Raw genomic sequence first — 24,193 nt, 5'->3', positions numbered from 1 at the left:
AATAATCAGCAACACTTTCCCGTTGTTGCTATATCTGATCAGATGAGTAAAAAAAGCAATATATTCGCCACCAGATTGTGTATATTGATTCCCAGTTAAGTCTACCGAACCATCGGATTGATTATCTTTAGGTAGTGGGAAAGACACCCCATTGCTGATAAGGAAAGTAAGATGCCCCAGATCAAAACACTATTCGAAAATAATGCGAAATGGACCCAGGCGATTAAAGCAGAGAATCCTGAATATTTCAGTAAACTGGCAGAGGGCCAGAATCCTGATTTTCTGTGGATTGGTTGTTCCGACAGCCGCGTTCCGGCAGAGCGTCTGACCGGACTTTATGCCGGCGAACTCTTTGTTCACCGCAATGTTGCCAACTTAGTCATTCATACCGATTTGAATTGTCTCTCGGTCGTCCAGTATGCGGTTGATGTTCTGAAAGTGAAGCATGTCATTATCTGTGGGCACTATCACTGTGGCGGCGTCAATGCTGCAATTGACACTCCGAAGCTCGGACTCATCAATAACTGGTTACTGCATATTCATGATGTCTACTGCAAACACCGCGGTTACCTTGATAAGATGTCAGATCAAGATCGCGCTGACAAACTGGCAGAAATCAATGTCGCAGAACAGGTTTATAACTTGGGTAACTCGACCATCCTGCAAGGTGCATGGGAGCGAGGGCAACAAATTGAATTACACGGTGTGGTCTACGGTATCGAAGACGGAAAACTAGAGTATCTGGGGGTTCGTTGTCATTCCCCGCAAACGGTTGAAGACAATTACCATCAAGCCATGGAAAAAATTCTCAACCCTGAATATGAATTGCTTTGTCGCTGATGACGGTTTGACTGACAGTGAATCCGTGAAGTGAATTGACCGGATAAAATAAAAGCCCTCTTCGGGCTCTTATTTGATCAAAAGCGATTTCCAAGCGGCCATGCCAGAGCGGCACGTTCTTGGTATTCCCCTGTTGTTCCTATCTACTGTTCCTATACCGATGGGGTATCACATCAATCAGCTTATGCTTCTTGCAGGATCACCCGACCGATATAAGGCAAATGACGGTATTTCTGTGCATAATCAATACCGACACCCACGACAAACTCATCTGGAATTTCAAAACCAATCCATGTTGCATCAACCGGTACTTCACGGCGTGAAGGCTTATCCAGTAAAGTACAGATACGAATCGAACGTGGCTCGCGCAGCGACAGAATCTCTTTGACCTTATTTAAGGTATTCCCCGTATCGATAATATCTTCAACCAGCAAGACATCTTTCCCTTTGATATCATCATCGAGATCTTTCAGGATACGAACATCCCGTGAACTTTCCATCGCGTTCCCATAGCTGGAAGCCGTCATAAAATCGACTTGATGCGTCAGTTGAATCGCTCGGGCTAAATCAGCCATAAACACGAATGATCCGCGGAGCAATCCGACCAGAACCAATTCCTCGCTATGCTGATAATATTCGGTAATTTCCTTCCCTAGGGCTTGAACACGTTTCTGGACATCCTGCTCAGAAATCATGACTTCAACGGTATGCTTCATAAGAATCTCATTGCTTTGGTTTGGCATTTTACATTAATGCATCTTGTGTCACTGAATCCGCCATCGTTTGAATGATAAGCCTATCAATGAAGGGGGCGTATAGTACCACCTCTGAGATCAGAGTTAAACAAACCTGACCGAACGGTCAAAACGCTCGCTATCTCTCTGCTCAACGAAAGTATGTCATGTCATTTTGCTCAACTGCCGGATGAATAAAATTCATCTATAAAATAAAGACATAATTTCACGATAATTATCACTAATATGATTCAATTCTATCATTAATGATACTTGAGGCACTGCACAAAAACTTCATAGAAATAATTGACCTGACACATATGCACCATTACACTCATATATCGAACACAAAATAATAAAATAATCATTAGAACACATATTCATTCAACGTAATTGGCAAGGAAAAAAACTATGGACGCTTCAATAGAAAAACGCCCTCGTACACGATTATCACCTCAGAAACGCAAACTTCAGCTCATGGAAATAGCGCTTGAAGTTTTTGCTAAACGAGGTATCGGACGTGGTGGACATGCAGATATCGCTGAGATTGCTCAGGTTTCTGTTGCAACTGTATTCAACTATTTCCCAACACGGGAAGATTTAGTTGATGATGTGCTCACCCACGTTGTTCACCAATTCTCAAACTTCCTCGCAGATAATATCGACGTGGATAGTTATATCAAAGATAACCTCTATAACCTGACCCATAAAATGACAAAACTGGTTTTTGAAGATTGTCATTGGCTGAAAGTGTGGTTCGAATGGAGTGCATCCACTCGTGATGAAGTCTGGCCACTATTTGTCTCGACCAACCATACCAACCGCCTGTTGGTGAAAAATATGTTTACCAAAGCAGTTGAGCGTGGCGATGTCAGTGAACATTATGATCCTGAGCATTTGGTCACTTTGTTCCTCGGCATCTTCTACTCTCTGTTTGTTCAGGTTAACCGTCTACAAGATCAAAAAGAGATCGATGACCTGGTGAACAGTTATCTGGACATGTTATGTATTTATAATAACCGTCGGGCTTAATGTATTATCAATGAACTCCACTCTCTTCGTGTTCGACTGGAAAGTGTGTTCGTTCCAGTGAGAGCTTCAACCGGACTTCAGAGATAAAAAAACCGCTGTCATCACAGCGGTTTTTTTATTAAAGAGCATCAGCCATTATTTCTTTTTCGCTTTCGCGTTTGGCAGATCCGTAATTGTGCCTTCGAAAACTTCAGCCGCCAGACCCACTGACTCATGCAGTGTCGGGTGAGCATGAATGGTGAGCGCCAAATCTTCAGCATCACAACCCATCTCAATCGCCAGACCAATTTCACCCAACAGTTCGCCACCATTGGTGCCGACAATCGCACCACCGATCACGCGATGTGTGTCTTTGTCGAAGATCATCTTCGTCATCCCATCAGAACAATCTGATGCGATAGCACGGCCAGATGCAGCCCAAGGGAAAGTGGCAACTTCGTAGTTGATTCCTTCAGCTTTGGCTTCTTTCTCAGTCTTACCAACCCATGCGACTTCAGGCTCAGTATATGCAATTGATGGGATCACTTTCGGATCAAAGTAATGTTTCTTACCGGCAATTACTTCAGCAGCAACATGTCCTTCATGAACCCCTTTGTGTGCCAGCATTGGCTGACCAACGATATCACCGATTGCAAACAGATGAGGAACATTAGTACGCATTTGCTTATCAACATTGATAAAGCCGCGATCATCAACTTCAACACCAGCTTTCTCTGCATCGAGCAGTTTACCGTTTGGCGTCCGGCCGATTGCAACCAAGACTGCGTCATAGCGCTCTGCTTCTGCCGGCGCATTTTTGCCTTCCATCGACACATAAATACCATCGTCTTTTGCTTCAACAGCAGTGACTTTGGTTTCCAGCATCAGGCTAAACTTGTCTTTGATGCGTTTGGTGAAGACTTTCACGACATCTTTATCTGCCGCAGGAATCACCTGATCAAACATTTCAACCACATCAATCTGTGAACCGAGTGCGTGATAAACCGTACCCATTTCAAGACCGATAATACCGCCACCCATGATCAGCATTTTCTTCGGCACTTCTTTCAATTCAAGTGCATCCGTTGAGTCCCAAATGCGTGGGTCTTCATGCGGAATAAATGGTAATTCAATCGGACGAGAACCGGCTGCGATAATCGCATTGTCGAAGTTAATGACGGTTTTACCATCTTCACCTTCAACTTCGATGCTGTTTGGCCCGGTAAACTTACCAAAGCCGTTAACAACGTTCACTTTACGCATCTTCGCCATACCGCTCAGACCGCCAGTTAACTGGTTGATTACTTTTTCTTTCCACAGACGAATCTTATCGATGTCTGTTGACGGTTCGCCAAACACGATGCCGTGTTCTGATAATGCTTTCGCTTCTTCAATCACTTTCGCAACATGCAATAGTGCTTTAGACGGAATACAACCGACATTCAAACAGACACCACCAAGGGTGTTGTAACGCTCGATAATTACAGTTTCCAGACCTAAGTCGGCACAACGGAAAGCAGCGGAGTAACCAGCAGGACCTGCACCTAGCACAACCACCTGGGTTTTGATTTCTTTGCTCATTTTGACCTCTTGTAGTCATTATCCCTTACAGGCTAACGGGGCTTCAAAAACATACGTCTTAAACATGTGAGGAATGAATCCTAAAACCAATCCAGTTTACAGAGATGTTAATGATATGAAAAGATAAACCCCAAAGCCTGTGAGCCAGTCAACAATTAAAACTCAAGAATAACATTGCGGTTTTAATTGCCCTTTGATTCTATTGATTAAGGCGGCTATTCAGCCGCCTTTTCATTGCACAAGATTACAGTACCAAACGACGAATATCGCTCAGGCAACCGTTCAGGTAACTGATGAAACGTGCACCCTCAGCTCCATCGATCACACGGTGATCGTAAGACAGAGAGAGTGGCAGTTGCAGACGAGGAACAAAATCCTTGCCATTCCATACTGGTTTCATTTCTGATTTAGAAACACCCAAAATTGCAACTTCAGGTGCATTCACGATTGGTGTAAAGGCTGTACCACCGATACCACCCAGACTAGAAATCGTGAAACAGCCACCTTGCATATCTGAGGCAGTCAGTTTACCGGCTCGAGCTTTCTTGGAAACAGCCATCAACTCTTCTGAAAGCTCATAAATGCCCTTCTTGTTCACATCTTTGAACACAGGAACCACCAAGCCATTTGGCGTATCGACTGCAATCCCGATGTTAACGTATTTCTTCACAATCAGGCTTTCACCGTCTTCAGACAGCGAAGCGTTGAATGATGGGAAGGCTTCCAGAGCTTTGGCCGCAGCTTTCATGATGAAAACCAGTGGCGTGATCTTCATGCCGGTATCTTTCTTCGCTTCAATCGCATTCTGTTCTTTACGGAATGCTTCCAGCTCAGTGATATCCGCATTATCCCACTGGGTTACATGAGGAATCATGACCCAGTTACGTGCGAGGTTTGCACCGGAGATCTTCTTAATGCGAGATAATGGCTTAACTTCCGTTTCACCAAACTTACTGAAGTCCACTTTTGGCCATGGCAACAGACCCAATGCACTGCCGTCACCTTTCCCAGAAGCAGCACCAGACTCTAGTCGTTTCAGGGCTTCTTTGACAAAGTTCTGGACATCTTCTTTCAGGATACGGCTCTTACGCCCCGTACCTTTCACTTTAGCCAGATTAACACCGAACTCGCGAGCCAGACGGCGAACAACCGGAGAGGCGTGCGCATACTCGTTATTTTCCTGGAAATCACCCGTTGCTGGTGCAGCACTCGCAGCGGCCGGTTTTTCAGCATTTGCTTTTGGTGCTGGTGCAGACTCTGATTTTGCAGGCGCTTCAGCAGGAGCAGCACCGGCCACTTCAAAGACCATGATCAAAGAGTCTGTTGATACTTTGTCACCGACTTTGATTTTGATTTCTTTGACCGTACCGGCAAAGGGTGCAGGCACTTCCATTGAAGCTTTATCGCCTTCCACGGTAATCAGTGACTGCTCTTCAGTGATCGAGTCACCCACAGCGACCATGATTTCAGTGACTTCAACTTCATCACCACCGATATCCGGGACGTGTACATCTTTCGGAGCTGATCCAGAGGAAGCAGCCGCTGGCGCTTCAGCAGTCGCAGCTGGTGCAGCACCGGAGCCAGCAACTTCAAAGACCATAATCAGCGAACTGGTTGACACTTTGTCACCCGTCGCAACTTTGATTTCTTTGACTGTACCGGCAAATGGTGCAGGCACTTCCATCGAAGCTTTGTCACCTTCAACCGTCAGCAGTGATTGCTCTTCTTCAACCTGATCACCCACAGCAACCATGATTTCAGTGACTTCAACTTCGTCGCCACCGATATCAGGCACATGCACTTCTTTCACTTCAGTGCTTGCTGTTGATGCCGCTGGTGCAGCATCTTCAGACTTGGCATCAGCAGCCGGTGCAGCGGATGCTGCACCTTCATCTTCAAAGATCATGATCAACGAGTCAGTCGACACCTTATCGCCCACGGCAATTTTGATCTCTTTGACAATCCCGCCTTGCGATGCAGGCACTTCCATAGAAGCTTTGTCACCTTCAACAGTGATCAGGGATTGCTCTTCTTCAACTTTGTCACCAACGCTTACCAGAATCTCAGTGACTTCAACCTCATCCGCACCAATATCAGGTACATTAATTTCGATTGTCATTGTTTTTCTACCTCAATTAAGCGTATAGCGGGTTTGTTTTTTCTGTATCGATATCGAATTTCTTAATCGCTGCGGTCACAACAGATTTCTCGATATCACCTCGTTTAGCCAGTTCATTCAGTGCAGCAACCACAACATATCCCGCATTCACTTCAAAGTGACGACGTAAGTTTTCACGGCTGTCAGAGCGACCGAAACCATCGGTTCCCAGAACTTTATAAGATGCAGCAGGTATATAAGCACGCACCTGTTCGGCATAGTTTTTCATATAATCTGTAGCTGCGATTGCAGGCTCAGAACCCATCACAGTCGCGATATAAGGCACTTTCTCTTCCGCTTCAGGATGCAGCATGTTGTCACGCTCACATGCCTGACCATCACGAGTCAGTTCATTAAATGAAGTCACGGAGAAAACATCAGAAGCAATGTTATATTCTTCGCTCAGGATCACTGCAGCTTGACGCACTTCATTCATGATCGTACCAGAGCCCATCAACTGCACTTTACCTTTGTTACCAGCATGTGTTTCCAGTTTATAGATCCCTTTGCGAATCCCTTCTTCAGCACCATCTGGCATCGCAGGCATTGCATAGTTTTCATTCATCAGCGTGAGGTAGTAGTAAACATTCTCTTGTTCACCATACATGCGACGAATACCGTCTTGAATGATCACTGCGACTTCATAAGCGAATGTCGGATCATATGAAATACAGTTTGGAATGGTGCTGGCCTGAACATGGCTGTGACCATCTTCGTGTTGCAAACCTTCACCGTTCAGCGTTGTCCGACCGGCCGTACCACCCAGTAAGAAACCGCGTGCTTGTTGGTCACCCGCCATCCATGCCATATCACCGACACGTTGGAAACCGAACATCGAGTAGTAGATGTAGAACGGAATCATCGGCAAGTCGTTGGTGCTGTATGATGTTGCCGCAGCAACCCAAGAAGACATCGCGCCCAGTTCGTTGATCCCTTCTTGCAGAACCTGACCTGAGGTATCTTCTTTATAGTAAGCAACAACACTGCGGTCTTCCGGTGTATACGTTTGACCTTGCGGGTTGTAGATACCGATTTGACGGAACAAACCTTCCATCCCGAAAGTCCGGGCTTCATCAGCAATAATCGGCACAATATGCTGGCCGATATTTTTATCTTTCAGCAGGATGTTCAGTGTCCGGACAAATGCCATAGTTGAAGAAATATCACGCTTCTGCTCTTCCAGCAGCGGCTTGAACTCATCCAACGCTGGCGTCACGAATTCTTGTGTGAACTTCGGCAGACGCTGTGGGGTATAACCGTGCAACGCTTTACGACGAGCGTGCAGGTATTCATATTCTTTTGAACCTTCTTCAAGTTTCAGGTAAGGCAGAGATTTCACATCTTCATCTGAAATCAAGTCTTGCAGGCCTAAACGATCACGCATCTTCAGGACATGGGTCATATCCATTTTCTTCACTTGGTGCGCAATGTTTTTACCTTCTGCGGCATCACCCATGCCATAACCCTTAACCGTTTTCGCCAGAATGACGGTTGGACGGCCTTTGGTATCCTGAGCATTTTTGAAGGCAGCAAATAGTTTCGATGTATCGTGACCACCGCGTTTCAGCGCAAAGATCTCATCGTCTGTCATATCCGCAACCAGCGCTGCTGTTTCAGGATATTTGCCGAAGAAATGCTCACGAACATAAGCACCATCTTTTGACTTAAAGGTCTGATAGTCACCGTCAATGGTTTCGTTCATCAACTGTAACAGCTTGCCAGAGGTGTCTTTCGCCAGCAGTGAATCCCAGTTGTTGCCCCAAAGTACTTTGACCACATTCCAGCCGGCACCGCGGAACAAACCTTCCAGTTCCTGAATGATTTTACCGTTACCCATGACCGGTCCATCCAGACGTTGCAGGTTACAGTTAATCAGGAAGCAAAGGTTATCCAGTTTTTCACGCGCCGCAAAAGAGATTGCACCACGAGATTCTGGCTCGTCCATTTCACCATCACCTAAGAACGCATAAACACGCTGTTCAGAGGTATCTTTCAAGCCACGACCATCAAGATATTTCAGGAAACGCGCCTGATAAATCGCAGAGATCGGTCCAAGTCCCATCGATACGGTTGGGAATTGCCAGAATTCAGGCATCAATTTCGGGTGTGGGTAAGATGGAATCCCTTTACCATCAACTTCTTGACGGAAGTTATCCAGTTGCTCTTCAGTCAGACGACCTTCAACAAAAGCACGGGAATAGATCCCCGGAGAGATATGACCTTGATAGTAAACCAGATCGCCGCCGTCTTTCTCGTTTGGCGCACGGAAGAAATGGTTAAAGCATGTTTCATAAAACGCAGCAGAAGATTGGAATGAAGCCATGTGGCCACCCAACTCTAAGTCTTTCTTCGAAGCACGAAGAACGATCATGATTGCGTTCCAGCGGATAATTGACCGGATACGGCGCTCAAGTGTCGTGTCACCCGGATAGGCAGGTTCCTGATCAGCAGGGATTGTATTGATATAGTTTGTTGTAACACCTGTTGGCATATCGACGCCATCGAGACGTGCTTTCTCCAGAACTTCTTCCAAGAGATACTGAGCACGTTCAACGCCTTCTTCACGGACAACTGACTCAAGTGCTTCTAACCACTCCTGAGTTTCCAGTGCATCTACGTCATGCTTCATGTCAGACATGCGATCTTTCCTTTTGTTGGTTTGATCAAAACAAATCAGTAATAAAGGCCATTCGACCAAGGTAATCAGTCAGGCTTATTACCCTGCTGAATCCGGCGTAACGAACGTTCTCGTCGAGTCTGTTCACGCGTGAGATCCAGCAGTGTTTCTTCAATATAGGCGAGATGAGAATGCGACATTTCACGAGCTTTTTCAGGCTCCCCGGAAACGATAGCATCTACGATACTTGCCCTATGTTTACTCACTTTCTCCACCACTTCAGGGCGGCGGTGTAATAATTTGAAATTCTGTAATACATTTTGTTCAAGCAGCGGTGCCAGACTGCGAACAATATGAAGCAGGACCACATTATGGGCAGCTTCAGTCAATGCGATTAAAAATTCGACAACACTGGATGATTCTTCCGCGATATTTTTTTCGATTTGTTTTTCGCTAATCTTTTCCAGACAAGCCTGAATTCGCACGAAATCTTCTTCTGTACCGCGCAGAGCGGCAAAATAAGCAGATATCCCTTCCAAAGCATGGCGGGCTTCAAGTAAATCTAATTGAGTTTCAGAATGGCTGGATAGTAAATCGAGTAAAGGATCCGAGAAACTCGTCCCGATATTCGCAGTCACGAATGTTCCCCCACCCTGACGGCGAGTCAACAAACGCTTTGCTTCAAGCCGTTGAATCGCTTCCCGGACGGATGGACGGGAGACATCAAACTGTCGGGCTAGTTCTCGTTCTGGAGGAAGTTGCTGCCCAGGCGCTAATATACCTTCCACCATCAGCCGTTCCAGTTCTTGCTCGATGACGTCGGCAAGTTTCGGCTGACGAATCCTTTGATAAGCCATACTTATTATTCTGCTATGTTATATTTTGGTATCTAGTCAATTGGTAATACCAATTATCAACTGGTGCAGAAATTAACATATTCAAAAGTTACCTGTCCAGATAAAATTTGACCCAAATCATAGAACGCATCACAATTAAACATACTCGCAACAATATCTATGCATAACTGCTAATAAATATAGTGACATTAGGCAATAAATTTAGCAGGTCTGACCAATTTCATTGACCCAGCGAATGTATTTGCCACGCGCTCATCGAGTAAAAATCCAAGTGATAAAATGAAGATGATTCCGCAAGCGAAATCATCTTAGTGAAGAGAATACATTTCATAAACACGCTAACGTGCTTCTATATGATCGACAATCAATTGGAGTGACTGGTTCCCGCGAAATTCATTAATATCCAGTTTATAAACAATATGAATGGTTTTGACTGACCGATCCGGCCAGCGACGCACATCAACATTAAACGCAATCGCATCAATCATTTTATGCGTGGTATGCCCCCGATGAAGCGGCTCAAGCATGAGTTTTAAATGCTTCTCTGCGACCAATTTCTGATCCAGCACTTTAAATTCACCATCAAACACTGGCTCAGGAAATGCCTGTCCCCAAGGACCTCCGGCTCTGATTATTTCCGCGGTATACATCGAAAACTCTTCCGGTAGCAGTTCTCCGTCAGATAAAAGCACACCTTTGAGCGCCGTTTCATCAAGACTATCGCGGACAATCTGATCAAACTGACGGGAGAAATGTTCAAAATCACTGGCTCGGATCGAGAGCCCCGCAGCCATCGCATGACCGCCAAACTTCAGAATCAAACCAGGGTGACGCGTGTCAATCAAGTCCAGCGTATCACGCATATGCAAGCCGGGAATTGAACGACAAGAGCCTTTGAGTAAACCATCACCGGCATCCGCAAAAGCAATCACTGGTCGGTGATAAGAATCCTTAATTCGAGAGGCCAGAATCCCAATCACCCCTTGATGCCAGTCATGTTGAAACAAAGCAATACCGAAAGGAAGCTCACTTCCTGCCCCTAATTTCAGCCGCTCACAGAATGCCACGGCTTCCTGCTTCATACCTGACTCAATCTCTTTACGGGTCTGATTGAGCGCATCCAGTTCACTGGCCATTCTGCGCGCTGCATGGATGTTGTCACATAATAATAATTCCACCCCGAACGACATATCATCCAATCGCCCGGCGGCATTGATTCTCGGCCCTAAAGCGAAGCCGAAATCCGCAGCAACCAGTTGGCGGGGGTTGCGTTTCGCGACTTCGATGAGAGCCTGAATGCCGGGCCGCACATGCCCGGCCCGAATTCGCTGTAACCCCTGATAAACCAACACGCGGTTATTTTCATCCAATGGCACGACATCGGCGACCGTTCCCAGTGCAACCAAGTCCAGCAGCTCCATTAATTTCGGCTCCGCAATGCCATGCTCTGCAAACCAATGACGCTGACGCATCGCTACACAAAGTGCCATCATCAGGTAGAAAGCCACGCCGACCCCCGCCAGTGATTTTGAAGGAAACTGACAACTGGGTAGATTCGGATTCACCATAGCATCGGCTTCAGGCAACACATTACCCGGCAGGTGATGATCGGTAACGATCACTGTCAATCCTTGCTGTTTGGCATAACGAACCCCTTCGATCGACGAGACACCGTTATCCACAGTCATAATCACTTCAGCATTCATCGCCAGTGCCTGATCGACCACCTCAGGGCTCAAACCATAACCATCATCAAAACGATTGGGCACCAAATAATCGACCTGCTGACTGCCCATCATGCGCAGTGCCAGAACCGATAAAGCAGAACTGGTCGCTCCGTCAGCATCAAAATCCCCGACAACAATAATGCGCTGTTGACGCTGAATCGCATCAAAAAGAATTGCAACGGCACGATCAATGCCATCAAGCAACTGATAACTGTGGAGTGATTTGGCACTTTTTTCCAACTGACTGACATCTTTGACGCCACGACCGATGTACAAACGTCTCAAAATCGGAGGAATGCTCTCCGGAAGCAAGGAAATATCAGCGACAGGTCTTCTTTTTACTTCAATCATTTTTTACTTCAGTTCTGGTTCACGGGGATGATGGCTTGAGACTCAATGGCAATGAATCATTTGCACATCATACCACGCAGGTAAAGCCTCTGTTGAGGTGATTGCACATCCGGTCTCCAAGCCAAAAGAAACGGCCCTAAAATGAATGGCCCGACATTCATCGGGCCAAATCGAGCAGTTCGGAAACGCTTGTCGGTTAAATCGCTTTTAAACGCTCAAGTAATTTATCTGGTGGCAAGTAACCGCCAATCATTTCTCCGTTTGGCAGGAAAATTGCCGGGGTGCCGCTGATTCCCAGCTCCCGCCCCAGTTGGTAATGGTTAGCCACTTCTTTCTTGCATTTTGATATATCCCCTTCAGGCTTGGGAATATCACGGTTAATTTTGGCATCATTGAGTGCCTTAGCCGGGTCTGCGTCACACCAAATCGCAGCCATCTGCTCGGCGACCTGTCCGGTTGGCCCCTGACGCGGGAACGCCAGATAACGGATTGTAATGCCTAGATCATTGTACGCTTTCAACTGGCTATGCAGACGAATGCAATATCCACAAGTAATATCCGTAAACACTGTCACCTCGTATTTTTCATGATCCGCTTTATACACGATCATCTGATCTTTCAACTGCTCAATACGCTTGGCATTGATTGGGGCCTGACGTTTGGCAATCACGTCTTCATACTGGCCGTTGCCTTTCATTTTATACAGGGTTCCGGCAATGAAATAGTCACCCTTGGGAGATGCAAACAGCACACCATTGGTGGTTTGAATTTCAACCAGACCATCAACATCAGCAGGGACAACATCCTTAACGCTCAATCCCAACGACTGGAATCGCTGCATTAATGCCTGTTTATCAAATGAATCAGCGGCAGATGCTGCCAGAGAAAAAAATACTAAACCTAATAAAATTAATTCGCGGATTGCGCGCATCATTGTCACCTTACCTAAGCCCTTGGATGATGTTCGTTGTGGAGCTGTTTTAATCTTTCAGTCGCCACATGAGTATAAATTTGCGTTGTCGATAAGTCACTATGCCCCAACAACATCTGTACGACTCTGAGATCTGCACCATAGTTCAGTAAATGAGTTGCAAATGCATGTCGTAGCACATGAGGAGATAACATTTCCGTATCGATACCCGCCTGAACTGCGTAATATTTAATCCGGTACCAGAATGTCTGCCGTGTCATCTGACGCGCCCTGCGGCTAGGAAACAACACATCAGATGAATGCTCACCCAACAAAATTCCTCGCCCTTGCTGTAAAAAAGTCTGAATCCACTCGATGGCATTTTCACCCATTGGCACCAGTCTTTCCTTACCACCTTTACCAAAAACCCTGACGACTCCCTGCCTCAGACTAATATTCTCCATCGTCAGCGTGACCAGTTCCGTGACCCGTAATCCCGTCGCATACAGCAATTCAAGCATCGCTTTATCACGTAACTCGACAGGGTCTTCAGGATTTGGGGCATCCAGTAAGGCTTCTACCTGAGCTTCACTCAAATCTTTCGGTAAGCGTTTCGGTAATTTTGGCGTTACCAACAACGCACTCGGATCATCCGTTCTGACTTTTTCACGATTCAGATATTGAAATAAACGCCGAATCGCAGAAAGCATTCTGGCCCGGGATGTCTGTTTATAATTCTCATCCACCAGCCAAGCCTGAAACGCTTGTAATTCAGGCGTCAGAACGGAGGCTAGCCGATAGTTGTGACCCTGCATCCAACGCAACAGTTTTTCCAAATCATGACGATAAGACGCCAGCGTGTTTTCTGATAACCCACGCTCCATCCACATCGCATCCAAGAACTGCTCAACCCAGCGTTGATCCGCAGCAAAAATATCAGACACTATCAACCTCACTTCTATTGCACCTGACCTTAATACCATAGAATCCTCTGTCGAAAGAAGAAACATCACCAAAAACAGATCATTTTTATCGCCAATCACTCATCTTGAGCTCGTCGGGGGATAGCGTTAGAATCCGACAACCTTAAGCACGTGGCACACATTGATTTGCTGGAATAATTGTTATGAAGATTGGTCTTTTCTACGGTTCCACTACCTGTTACACCGAAATGGCAGCAGAAAAAATTCGCGCAATGATCGGTGAAGATATCGTCGATGTATACAACGTGAAAGATATTCCGTTAACGCGAATGCAAGACTACGACTTACTGATCCTCGGGATCTCAACTTGGGATTTCGGCGAAATTCAGGAAGACTGGCAAGCCATTTGGGATAAAATTCAACAACCGAATCTGGCTGGCAAATATGTCGCACTCTATGGGCTTGGGGATCAGGAAGGCTATGGAGAATGGTATCTCGATGCCATGGGATTACTTCACGATGAACTGAAACCTTGTGGCGTCCATTTTATCGGCTATTGGCCGAATGAAGGCTATCAGTTTGATGCATCCAAAGCGTTGACTGAAGATGGCCGCTATTTTGTCGGTCTCGCACTGGATGAAGACTCTCAATACGAACTGAGTGACGAACGGATCGCCAACTGGTGTGAACAAATACTGGTTGAATATCATGATGCCCTCTAGGGCGGATGACATTCATCCTCCCACAGCATTTCATTCTCATGGTTTTTTCAGCATGTGTCGATAACGCCGCCAGTCAAACGTTAATCCCGGATCGGTTTTGCGCAACGGTGCAATATACTGATGCCCGGTAATACGTTGCTCGGTGATCTGCGGATAACGCATCAGGATGTCTTGTGTCAACGTCGCCAGAGACTGATACTGCGCATCGGTATAAGCGGTCAATTCGGTTCCTTCCAATTCAATGCCGATTGAATAGTCGTTACATCGTGGTCGTCCGGCAAATGATGACTTCCCGGCGTGCCAGGCCCGATCGAGAAAAGAAACAAACTGAATCACCTGCCCGTCACGTCGGATCAGACAGTGCGCCGAGACCCGAAAATCAGCAATAACTTGAAAAAAAGGATGTTCGCTCGCTTGCAGTTTGCCCTGAAACAACTGTTCAATATAAGGTCCGCCAAATTGCCCCGGTGGCAGAGTGATATTGTGGATCACCAGCAGAGAGATATCCTCAGGGCTTTCCCGTTGATCATAAAACGGAGAAATCACCCGCTGGGCCTTGTCGTACCATCCATTCGAATCAATCATCATTGTCATCCTTTCACCTCTTGCCCCGGGATTTTACGTCAATTCGTGGAAAATTCGAACGCAATGGCTGAATTTCACATCCGGTCATCGTATTATGCCGCATCTATACCACTTAACATATCTAACCAACAGCGAAAGATCGTCGATGAAAAACAGCCATAATAGTCAAGAACGCCTCAGCTACCTCAAACAGCAGTTGCCTCTCGATATTACTCGAGTCGTCAGAGAAACCCTTTATGAAGATCTGGGTGGAACCGTCGATCCAAATGCCGATATTACCGCCAGTCTGATTCCGGCCGATCAGCACAATACGGCGACGATCATCACTAGAGAAGCCGGTGTTTTTTGTGGTCAGGCATGGGCAGATGAAGTATTTCTACAACTTGGGGACAGCGTGACGATCGAATGGCATGTGCAGGATGGGGATCGGATTGAACCCAACCAAACGTTATGCACTCTACGCGGTCCATCCCGGATTCTACTGACCGGCGAACGCAACGCCATGAACTTTATTCAGACATTATCCGGCTGTGCCACTAAAACCTCCCAGTATGCCGCCATGCTTCAGGGAACCCAATGCCGCCTGCTCGATACCCGTAAAACAGTCCCCGGTCTGCGTCACGCCCTCAAATATGCCGTGACCTGCGGAGGTGGGTTGAATCATCGCATCGGTGTATTTGATGCATATCTGATTAAAGAAAATCATATTATCGCTTGTGGCGGGATTGCGGCAGCCATTGCCACGGCAAAACAACGTCATCCCGGTAAACCGGTCGAAGTTGAAACCGAATCCCTTGAAGAGTTACAACAAGCGATCGAAGCTGGCGCAGACATCGTTATGCTGGATAATTTTGACTGTGACATGATGAAAGAAGCAGTCCGTATCAATGCCGGCAGAGCCGCACTGGAAACGTCAGGCAATGTGACACTCACAACGATTCGTGAATATGCGATGACAGGAGTTGATTATATTTCTGTCGGAGCACTCACCAAACACATTCAGGCACTCGACTTGTCGATGCGTTTTCAGGAATAGCACACAGCGGTATTCACACACGATCCGGAGACATAAGGCATGCGCTTTTTGCGTTCATTGATGAGCACAGACGCAAGAAAAGACAAAAAATTGTGAACGCTGCCATCCGGATTGTGTCTATGCTTCTGTCAAGATGTTCACGATGAACGGATACCGGATAAAATCATCACCGATATGATCAATGTTAATTCTCTGCTGCGCTCTAAGAGCACCAAAATTTTCCTGCTGTTGTTACTGGTGATTGCCCTTGGTCTGTGGGTGATATCCTATTCCCTGCTGACCTACCAAAATAAAGATATGGACTGGGAATGGTACGATTTCGGTGGCGTGCAAGTCACGCGAACCACGGATACTCATCAGTTACTGTTTCGCCGTGTGTACCCTTTTCAGCAAGCCGTTATTTTTACCTCTCTGACGCTGGACAACCGCTTTGATCTGTTCACCGTTTTCAATCATCCATGTTCACCGGATCACCCTTATACTGTCACCGTCAGCAGTGGTAAAGAGCCGCAACAACAAGCACTCATCTGCGATGACAACGGCCGGGAACTCTCTTTTCGTCTGGTCATGACAATCCCTCACCCTTTAACCATCACGTTCGGACAACAGTCCATCACCTTTCAGCCCAGACACTGGGCATTGGCATTTCTGAAAAAAGATCAGTTCATTCAGAAAAATAAGCACTACTTCTGCACCAAAAAACACTTCGATGCCTGTGAATACGAATGGTCCAGAGACTAAGACTGGCGAGTTCGAATCGGATGTTCACCATAAAGAATGCGTACTCTGTCGATATATTCTGAGATTCATATGTCACTCAGAAATGAGCTTCACCTAACTCTCCCGCATTAATAAAGGGTCCCGATATTAATCATCCGGCACGGAATTATGATGTGCTCCGTTCATCTAACAACGGAGATTTATGATGCCCTCAACAGCCAAACAACAACGTGGATTTACCCTCGTTGAATTAATGATTGTCGTCACCATTATCGGTATTTTGTCTTCGATTGCCGTACCGGCTTACCAGAACTATATCCAAAAATCAGAAGTCACCGCCGGTATCAGCACAACCAGTGCGCTCACCACCAATATCGATTTATTCATACAGGAAAACGGTCGATTTCCATCAGCAACCGGCCTGAGTGATGTCGGTGCAAGTGCCACGATGAGTTCACTGGGAACCTTATCGCTGCTCCCCGATCCCGAAGTTGCTGAGCAGGGCTCACTGTTATTCGAATTCAATCCCACAACATCTGTTGCCGGGAAAAAGGTCCAATGGCGTAAAAATCCAACCACCGGATGGCAATGCATTCAAGATACGGCCCGACAAATCAAAGGTTGCCAGAAAGGCACCATCATGTAACGCCCCTCTGACGGGAAAATACCAACCATTCGTCCACAGACAGAGGCACGATGATGAGCCAATTACTTCGACTGCTCCACTCAGAACACTACCTGACACAAGAACAATTGACCATGCTGGCGCAACAGTCTGGTCATCATGCCACCGGGCCACTCAAAACCCTGCTGGATTCTCAACTGATGACGGCAAGACAGATCGCCGATTTTATTGCCCGGCATCTCAAGATGCGCCGGATCGATATCAGCCCTGCTGATGTAGCAATCTGCCAGCAATTCGATATCAGTGAGCTGATGCAGCTTTATTTAGCGCTGCCAATCGCTATCCGGCATGAATGGCTGACACTGGCCGTCGGCGATCCAACGATCCCTCACCTTCGAGAAGATTTTCAGTTTGCAACCGGACTCAATATTGATGTGGTTGTTGCGGATGCTGAACAGCTACAAGAAGCCATTGCCTATTACGAATCCAGAGACAACATCGGCCAGAGTCTCCCTGCACAGAACCGATTGGATGAATACGTGATCCAAGAAGATCATGATGATTACCAGACAACGGATATCCAACCCAACGATGCCCCGGTTACGCAGTTCATTCTCCAGCTGATTCAGGAAGCCCATCAAAGGCGTGCATCCGATATTCATTTCGAACCCTATGAGCAGACGTATCGTATCCGCATGAGAATCAATGGATTACTTCTGACAACCCATACACCATCGAATAAAGTCAGTCGCAGACTCGCATCCCGCTTGAAAGTATTAGCCAACCTAAACATTGCAGAACGCCGCTTACCGCAAGACGGGCGGATCAAGCTCGGCTCTCTATTGACAATCGATGTCGATCTCCGGATATCAACACTACCGACACAGTGGGGAGAGAAAATAGTGATTCGTCTTCTTAACAGTCATCAGATGGAACTGCACCCGGATCAATTGGGATTTTCAGCGGCACAACATGAGATGTTTCTACAAGCGATTCAGCATCCGCAAGGCATGATCCTGATCACCGGCCCGACAGGCAGTGGTAAAACGGTAACGCTCTATTCCGCACTAACTTGGCTCAACGATGAGTCTCGTAATATTTCAACCGTAGAAGATCCGATAGAAATCGCCCTCTCCGGTGTCAACCAGATTCAAGTGAACGAAAAAATAGGACTGTCATTTAGTCATATACTCCGAGCGTTGCTCCGGCAGGATCCTGACATTCTGATGATCGGTGAAATTCGTGATCCGGAAACCGCACAAATGGCATTTCGCGCAGCTCAGACCGGGCATCTGGTATTCTCAACGCTACATACCAATTCGGCATATGAGGCCCTGACCAGACTGATTTACATGGGACTGGAAACCTACCATATTCTCCCAACCATTCGTCTGGTAGTTGCTCAACGACTGCTTCGTAAACTTTGTCCGCACTGTAAGGTTGCAGTACAACTCGCACCGGAACTATGCCAGCGCTGGCCAATATTAAATGAAGGTTCGATTTATCAGCCATCACCGCAAGGCTGTCACGCCTGTATTGCCGGTTATCAAGGCCGCTTCAGCATTTATGACATGTACCATCCCAGCCAATTCTCGACATTCTCCGCTCAGACATCCCATCATCAGGAAGCTCACCAGCCGCTCCCGGGAAACAACACCACAGCAGGTCTTTGGCATGAAGGAATAGAGAAAGTCCGGCAGGGCGTGACGGCTTATGAAGAAATCGTCCGGGTGCTGGGAACACCACCGACGGCGGTGAGCACGCAAACATATGCCGTTTCACCACTTCAATACACCACCAACAGAGGAGATGATCATGCCACCGCCGACACCTGAACTACATCGCTATTACTGGCAAGGAATTCATCTCGATCAACAGCGTAAAACAGGGCATCTCTGGGCGTTCTCTCAGGAAGAAGCGTTGCGCCAGCTACAACCCAATTTGACTGCAATTCACATCATTCGCCCGGATCCACCCAATCCATTCAGCCGATGGCGCAATCGGGTCCGCGAGAAAGATATGACCGACCTAATCCGACAACTGGCAATCATGCTCAATGCCGGGCTGCCCATCGTTCAGGCTCTCCTTCTGATTGCCACGCAGTTTTCTCGTTTTGGCGCGAAACTCATTGTCCTACAGGCACACAATGCGCTAATGAACGGCGCTTCGGTCACAGACGCACTCCAACAAAGTTCATCCGCTTTTCGTGGTTTATACGGTGATATGCTTCTTGCGGGCGAAATGACCGGAAAAATCGCCGAAACACTGGCTCAAATTGCTGATTACCGAGAAAAAAATGCACAACTTCAGGCCAAAATGATCAAAGCAGCCACGTATCCGTCGATTGTCATGGTGAGCACACTGTTACTGACCACACTAATGTTAGCCAAAGTCATCCCTGAATTTGCTCAGATGTTTAACCATATGCACGCCGAGTTACCCTGGTTCACTCGGCGAATTCTGGCTATATCGGACCTTGTCCGATTCTGGGGAAAATGGGCGCTTGTATTCGTGCTGGGTGTGATATGTCTGTTGAAGATCTTCTGGCATCGTATGACGACGCTCCAAATGATGACAGAACGACTGCTGTTCAAACTGCCGCTATTGGGGATATTGAGAACCAAAGCGATCATGATTCGTTGTTGTCGCACCCTCGCAACCTGTTATGATTGCGGCATTCCTTTACTGGATAGCCTGAAAAGCGCACAAAATATTGCCGGATCGCGACGATATCAAGCTGCCTTAGAAACCGTTTTAGTTCAGGTTTCAGCCGGAAGCAGCTTATATCTAGCAATGCAGACCAGTCACCATTTTCCTGAGTTTGTCACTCAAATGGTATTCATCGGAGAAGAATCCGGTACATTAGGTCAGGTGCTGAACAAAGTCGCGCAACAATACGAGCAAGACATTGATCAGTGTATTGAACAGCTCGGAGAAATGATCGAACCCTTATTGATTTTGGTGCTGGGTGGCCTGATCGGGGGATTGGTCATCGCAATGTATTTACCTGTCTTTAACTTAATGCAGGTGATGGGATAGTATAATGTCCGTAGTCGTACACTCAGATGCGTTTTGAGTCACCGGTCTGAATTGAAACTGCCTCGCTGAACGGGGGTTGGTTATCGAACAATATTGAGCACAGTTGAATGGATGCATTTTTGATTTATCCTTGGTTATTTCCTGTTTTTGCAAGCCTCTTCGGCCTGATCATCGGGAGTTTTCTCAATGTCGTCATCTATCGTTTACCACAGATGATGGTCACAAGCTGGAAGCAAGAATTTGGCGAAGCTTTCCCTGAGTACAAGATTCCTTCCCCCACAAAGAAGGAACGGATTTCCCTGAGTCTCCCGGCATCATTCTGTCCTCACTGCCATCATCGAATTCGGCTTTGGCATAATATCCCCTTATTTAGCTGGTTACTGCTCGGTGGCAAATGTGCAGACTGTGGCAAGCCGATATCGGTACAATATCCACTGGTCGAGCTGATGACAGCACTGGCAAGCTGCATTGTCGCAATTCACGGTGGCATGACCTATTACACGCTGGCATTACTCATTTTTACCTACATCAGCATTGCTGCGGCATGTATCGATCTTAATCAGATGTTACTTCCTGACAATTTAACCATCCCGCTGATCTGGCTCGGGCTGTTACTATCCCTGACACATATCAGTCCACTGCCTTTATCTGATGCGGTGATCGGCGCAGTTGCCGGCTATGTGTCACTCTGGTCGATTTACTGGATATTTAAGCTCCTGACGAAAAAAGAAGGCATGGGATACGGTGACTTTAAATATCTTGCAGCCTTAGGCGCATGGATCGGCTGGCAAACGTTACCGCTGGTCATTTTACTGGCCTCGGTGATTGGCATCCTGTTAGGTGGCACACTACTTTTGATGAAGAAGCAAGGTAATCAGGCCTTTCCATTCGGCCCTTCTCTGGCGATTGCCGGATGGTTCTGCCTCATCTGGGGAGACCCCATGATGAGCTGGTATACATCCATTGTACTAGGAGCGTAATATGACATTCGTTGTCGGGTTAACCGGAGGCATCGCAAGCGGAAAAACAACGGTAGCCGAACTTTTTCATCAACACTTTGCGATTGATATCGTTGATGCCGATGTCATTGCCAGAGAAGTTGTCGCTCCCGGGACGTCAGGTCTGGCTGCCATTGCTGAGCACTTCGGTCAGACAATCCTCAACGCAGACGGGACATTAAACCGTGCGCGCCTGAGAGAAATTATCTTTGCTGACCCGGAAGAAAAATCATGGCTGAATCAACGACTTCATCCGATGATCAGACAAAAAATGCAAATAGCACTGACTCACACGACCTCACCCTATGCGTTGTTAGTCATTCCACTCTTAGTTGAAAATCAACTTCAGTCGATGGCAAACCGAATTTTAGTTGTCGATGTTGCAGAAGCGATACAAATTCAGCGCACAATGGCACGTGACGGGATCAGTGATGATCATGCTCAGCGTATACTTTCTGCGCAGGCTACCCGGGCAGAGCGACTTGCCGTGGCCGATGACGTGATTGACAATAGCGCAGAAAATGACCAACTTTTGTCTCAAATCACAACATTACACCAGAAGTATCTAGCCATGTGCGGCAAAAATTTGTGACAATGAAACGGAATCAATAAAGGCTAGCGAAATGACGATCCATCAATTCGAACATCCTCTGAATGAAAAGACTCGAATTTATCTGAGAGTCGAATCCCTGCTGGCCCAGCTCCATCGTGCATCTCAATTTGATGAGAGAGACCAATATCAGCTTTTTTTCCGGGCATTATTTGACCTGCTTGATATTTTTGAACAGATCCAGCTCCGGAGTGAATTGGCAAAAGATATCGAAAAGCAGCGGATCATGTACCGAAACTGGCTGAATGTTGACGGCGTCGATCAAAATACATTGTTGGCATTACTGAGAGAAGTGGATGAAGTGCATTCAAATCTGATGAATGCAGAGCGGTTTGGCGTCTCACTCAAAGAAGATCGCTTCCTGAGCGCGATCCGCCAACGCTTTAATCTTCCCGGAGGATCATGCTGTTTTGATCTGCCGGCGCTGCATTACTGGCTGCATACCCCGACAGAACAAAAACAGCAGGATGCTTTGACTTGGCTCCAAACCGTGAAACCCCTATCATCTGCACTGAGTCTGTGGCTGAAACTCGCCCGGGAAACAGGTCAGTACCGGGCTTATACGGCAAAATCAGGCTTTTATCAGAGTGATGCCGAAGATGCCAATATTCTCCGCCTGATGATCCCTTTGGAATATGGGGTTTATCCGATGATTTCAGGACACAAAAACCGTTTTGCGATAAAATTTATTGAATTTGAAACAAATCAAGCCAGCACCTGCGATATCCAGTTTGAACTGGCGGTTTGTTGCTAACGTACATGTGACTAACGAACAATATAGAGAATTATGACGAATCCAAAGATCACAACCGTTCAATGTCCTCAATGTGGCGCAGCTGTTGTCTGGGGAGAGCAAAGCCCCTTTCGCCCGTTTTGTAGTAAACAATGCCAAATGATCGACTTCGGCAGTTGGGCCAATGAAGAAAATGTCATTCCCAGTGCCCCCGATACATCCGATACGGATGGTTGGTCAGAAGACAATCTCGATTAACCTTCACATCTTCACATCCGCTCTGTATTGGGGCGGATATTTCTATTGTTCCCACCACCATCTTTCTCTTTCTGTGAATGCCGGATAGAACGACCTCCCCCGGCTTGCTCATCGGCTGGATCCCCCGGTGATGCAGACGAAGGACATCATCAACACGCACAATGCCGTCACCCGATCCATAAAAAATAAAAATACCCTGTAAGGAATTGATTCAAGATTCGTCTAAACTAACAGAGTTCCTTTTTATTGAGATATTGAATGACATTAGCCGATTCAGATATTCAACTAAATACATTTTCACAACATCTCTTTGACGATGAGCAGTTTATCCAACCGTTAAGGCAGCAGATGTTGAAATTTGCCCGCTTACAAGTTCAAGACGAGCAACTGGCCGAGGATGCGGTCCAGGAAGCAATGATTGCTGCGTATCAACATATCGATAAGTTTGAACAGCAAGCCGCACTGAAAACTTGGATTTTTGCCATTCTCAAGAACAAGTTGATCGATTTGCTGAGAAAAGAAAAACGCACCACGGTCGCCAGCCAGCTTGAACAAGGAGACTGTACACAAGGTGATGCCTTGATGGAAAAGCTGTTTGATCAACATGGCCACTGGCATAAACATGAACGCCCGGTGAAATGGCAACAACCTGATAGTTGCATTGAAAATGAACATTTTTGGCGCGTATTCGATGCTTGCCTGAATGCCTTACCGGAACGCTATGGGCGATTATTCATGATGCGAGAGTTTCTTGAGCTGGAAACTCCCGAGATTTGTCACCATGAAGACATATCGATCAGTCACCTCAATGTCACGCTCTACCGTGCTCGTCTCAGACTCAGGGAGTGTTTAGAAAATAACTGGTATCTGTCGGAGGAACGATGATGATGAACTGTAAGCAAGCCACCCGACTTCTTTCCGAGCGAATGGAGCGAACACTCACCACCAAAGAAAAATTAGCACTACACCTCCATACGGGCATGTGCAGCAGTTGCCGTCGCTTTGGCAAACAGATGGATGATATTCGTTTATTATCAAAAAGTTACATGCATACAGAATTAAAAGATAAAAAATAATAAATTTTTTTCATTTTTAGTGTAATACCCATCCCTGTTCATCCGTCGAATAAGGGAATCAGACAACACACTTGTGAGGAAC

Annotated in this window: 23 protein-coding genes; 14 read left to right on the top strand and 9 right to left on the bottom strand. The window is 46.6% G+C overall.

Annotated features, from left to right (window positions below):
• The first annotated feature begins 171 nt into the window (after nucleotides 1–171).
• A complete protein-coding gene (gene can, locus OCV37_RS02620; protein ID WP_038178182.1) occupies nucleotides 172–840 on the top strand; it encodes a carbonate dehydratase in 669 nt (222 codons plus the stop codon).
• A gap of 182 nt (nucleotides 841–1,022) precedes the next feature.
• Here the strand turns inward: can and hpt are convergent, their stop codons facing one another.
• Nucleotides 1,023–1,556, bottom strand: a complete 534-nt coding sequence (gene hpt / locus OCV37_RS02615) for a hypoxanthine phosphoribosyltransferase (RefSeq protein WP_038178183.1) — start codon at nucleotides 1,554–1,556, stop codon at nucleotides 1,023–1,025.
• A gap of 429 nt (nucleotides 1,557–1,985) precedes the next feature.
• On the opposite strand from hpt, the gene OCV37_RS02610 reads away from it, so the two are divergent.
• The gene (locus OCV37_RS02610) at nucleotides 1,986–2,606 is read left to right on the top strand and encodes a LuxR/HapR/OpaR family quorum-sensing transcriptional regulator (RefSeq protein WP_038178184.1); all 621 of its coding nucleotides are present in this window, start codon (nucleotides 1,986–1,988) and stop codon (nucleotides 2,604–2,606) included.
• 135 nt (nucleotides 2,607–2,741) lie between these two features.
• Here OCV37_RS02610 and lpdA read toward each other — a convergent pair whose 3' ends face one another.
• From lpdA to xerD, 7 genes are all read right to left on the bottom strand, one after another.
• A complete protein-coding gene (gene lpdA / locus OCV37_RS02605) occupies nucleotides 2,742–4,166 on the bottom strand; it encodes a dihydrolipoyl dehydrogenase (protein WP_038178185.1) in 1,425 nt (474 codons plus the stop codon).
• A 244-nt stretch (nucleotides 4,167–4,410) separates the two neighbouring features.
• Complete coding sequence (gene aceF, locus OCV37_RS02600; protein WP_038178186.1) at nucleotides 4,411–6,285, bottom strand: pyruvate dehydrogenase complex dihydrolipoyllysine-residue acetyltransferase; 1,875 nt, start codon at nucleotides 6,283–6,285, stop codon at nucleotides 4,411–4,413.
• Nucleotides 6,286–6,301: 16 nt separating this feature from the next.
• Entirely contained in the window at nucleotides 6,302–8,962 is a 2,661-nt protein-coding gene (gene aceE / locus OCV37_RS02595) for a pyruvate dehydrogenase (acetyl-transferring), homodimeric type (RefSeq protein WP_038178187.1), read from the bottom strand.
• Nucleotides 8,963–9,027: 65 nt separating this feature from the next.
• Entirely contained in the window at nucleotides 9,028–9,798 is a 771-nt protein-coding gene (gene pdhR / locus OCV37_RS02590; protein ID WP_038178188.1) for a pyruvate dehydrogenase complex transcriptional repressor PdhR, read from the bottom strand.
• Nucleotides 9,799–10,136: 338 nt separating this feature from the next.
• Entirely contained in the window at nucleotides 10,137–11,876 is a 1,740-nt protein-coding gene (recJ, locus tag OCV37_RS02585) for a single-stranded-DNA-specific exonuclease RecJ (RefSeq protein ID WP_038178189.1), read from the bottom strand.
• Nucleotides 11,877–12,072: 196 nt separating this feature from the next.
• Nucleotides 12,073–12,807, bottom strand: a complete 735-nt coding sequence (gene dsbC / locus OCV37_RS02580; RefSeq protein ID WP_038178190.1) for a bifunctional protein-disulfide isomerase/oxidoreductase DsbC — start codon at nucleotides 12,805–12,807, stop codon at nucleotides 12,073–12,075.
• Nucleotides 12,808–12,821: 14 nt separating this feature from the next.
• The gene (gene xerD, locus OCV37_RS02575; RefSeq protein ID WP_245609094.1) at nucleotides 12,822–13,676 is read right to left on the bottom strand and encodes a site-specific tyrosine recombinase XerD; all 855 of its coding nucleotides are present in this window, start codon (nucleotides 13,674–13,676) and stop codon (nucleotides 12,822–12,824) included.
• 236 nt (nucleotides 13,677–13,912) lie between these two features.
• Here xerD and fldB point away from each other — a divergent pair, with 236 nt between their 5' ends.
• A complete protein-coding gene (gene fldB / locus OCV37_RS02570) occupies nucleotides 13,913–14,431 on the top strand; it encodes a flavodoxin FldB (RefSeq protein ID WP_038178192.1) in 519 nt (172 codons plus the stop codon).
• 36 nt (nucleotides 14,432–14,467) lie between these two features.
• Here the strand turns inward: fldB and ampD are convergent, their stop codons facing one another.
• Nucleotides 14,468–15,019 carry a 1,6-anhydro-N-acetylmuramyl-L-alanine amidase AmpD gene (ampD, locus tag OCV37_RS02565; protein WP_245609095.1) on the bottom strand — a complete coding sequence of 184 codons (552 nt, stop codon included), beginning with the start codon at nucleotides 15,017–15,019 and terminating at the stop codon, nucleotides 14,468–14,470.
• A gap of 142 nt (nucleotides 15,020–15,161) precedes the next feature.
• Here ampD and nadC point away from each other — a divergent pair, with 142 nt between their 5' ends.
• From nadC to OCV37_RS02505, 11 genes are all read left to right on the top strand, one after another.
• On the top strand, nucleotides 15,162–16,052 hold the full coding sequence (nadC, locus tag OCV37_RS02560) for a carboxylating nicotinate-nucleotide diphosphorylase (protein ID WP_038178194.1): 891 nt from the start codon (nucleotides 15,162–15,164) through the stop codon (nucleotides 16,050–16,052).
• Nucleotides 16,053–16,226: 174 nt separating this feature from the next.
• On the top strand, nucleotides 16,227–16,793 hold the full coding sequence (locus OCV37_RS02555; RefSeq protein ID WP_038178195.1) for a hypothetical protein: 567 nt from the start codon (nucleotides 16,227–16,229) through the stop codon (nucleotides 16,791–16,793).
• 181 nt (nucleotides 16,794–16,974) lie between these two features.
• The gene (locus tag OCV37_RS02545) at nucleotides 16,975–17,418 is read left to right on the top strand and encodes a pilin (RefSeq protein WP_038178196.1); all 444 of its coding nucleotides are present in this window, start codon (nucleotides 16,975–16,977) and stop codon (nucleotides 17,416–17,418) included.
• 50 nt (nucleotides 17,419–17,468) lie between these two features.
• On the top strand, nucleotides 17,469–19,232 hold the full coding sequence (locus OCV37_RS02540; RefSeq protein WP_051680278.1) for a GspE/PulE family protein: 1,764 nt from the start codon (nucleotides 17,469–17,471) through the stop codon (nucleotides 19,230–19,232).
• A complete protein-coding gene (locus OCV37_RS02535; RefSeq protein ID WP_038178197.1) occupies nucleotides 19,213–20,436 on the top strand; it encodes a type II secretion system F family protein in 1,224 nt (407 codons plus the stop codon). The genes OCV37_RS02540 and OCV37_RS02535 overlap by 20 nt, the downstream gene beginning before the upstream one ends.
• A 107-nt stretch (nucleotides 20,437–20,543) precedes the next feature.
• Entirely contained in the window at nucleotides 20,544–21,416 is an 873-nt protein-coding gene (locus OCV37_RS02530) for a prepilin peptidase (protein WP_038178198.1), read from the top strand.
• A gap of 1 nt (nucleotide 21,417) precedes the next feature.
• The gene (gene coaE / locus OCV37_RS02525) at nucleotides 21,418–22,026 is read left to right on the top strand and encodes a dephospho-CoA kinase (protein ID WP_038178199.1); all 609 of its coding nucleotides are present in this window, start codon (nucleotides 21,418–21,420) and stop codon (nucleotides 22,024–22,026) included.
• Nucleotides 22,027–22,057: 31 nt separating this feature from the next.
• A complete protein-coding gene (gene zapD / locus OCV37_RS02520) occupies nucleotides 22,058–22,798 on the top strand; it encodes a cell division protein ZapD (protein WP_038178200.1) in 741 nt (246 codons plus the stop codon).
• 33 nt (nucleotides 22,799–22,831) lie between these two features.
• Complete coding sequence (yacG, locus tag OCV37_RS02515; protein ID WP_038178201.1) at nucleotides 22,832–23,035, top strand: DNA gyrase inhibitor YacG; 204 nt, start codon at nucleotides 22,832–22,834, stop codon at nucleotides 23,033–23,035.
• 258 nt (nucleotides 23,036–23,293) lie between these two features.
• Nucleotides 23,294–23,920: an RNA polymerase factor sigma-70 gene (locus tag OCV37_RS02510; RefSeq protein ID WP_038178202.1), complete on the top strand. Its 627-nt coding sequence runs from the start codon at nucleotides 23,294–23,296 to the stop codon at nucleotides 23,918–23,920.
• The gene (locus OCV37_RS02505) at nucleotides 23,917–24,111 is read left to right on the top strand and encodes a zf-HC2 domain-containing protein (protein WP_261888114.1); all 195 of its coding nucleotides are present in this window, start codon (nucleotides 23,917–23,919) and stop codon (nucleotides 24,109–24,111) included. Before OCV37_RS02510 ends, OCV37_RS02505 begins: the two co-directional genes overlap by 4 nt.
• Nucleotides 24,112–24,193: the final 82 nt, after the last annotated feature.

The organism is Vibrio rhizosphaerae (assembly GCF_024347095.1).
Taxonomy (GTDB): domain Bacteria; phylum Pseudomonadota; class Gammaproteobacteria; order Enterobacterales; family Vibrionaceae; genus Vibrio; species Vibrio rhizosphaerae.
The sequence above is the reverse complement of the archived record's forward strand: the minus strand, read 5'-3'. Positions and strand labels throughout refer to the sequence as shown.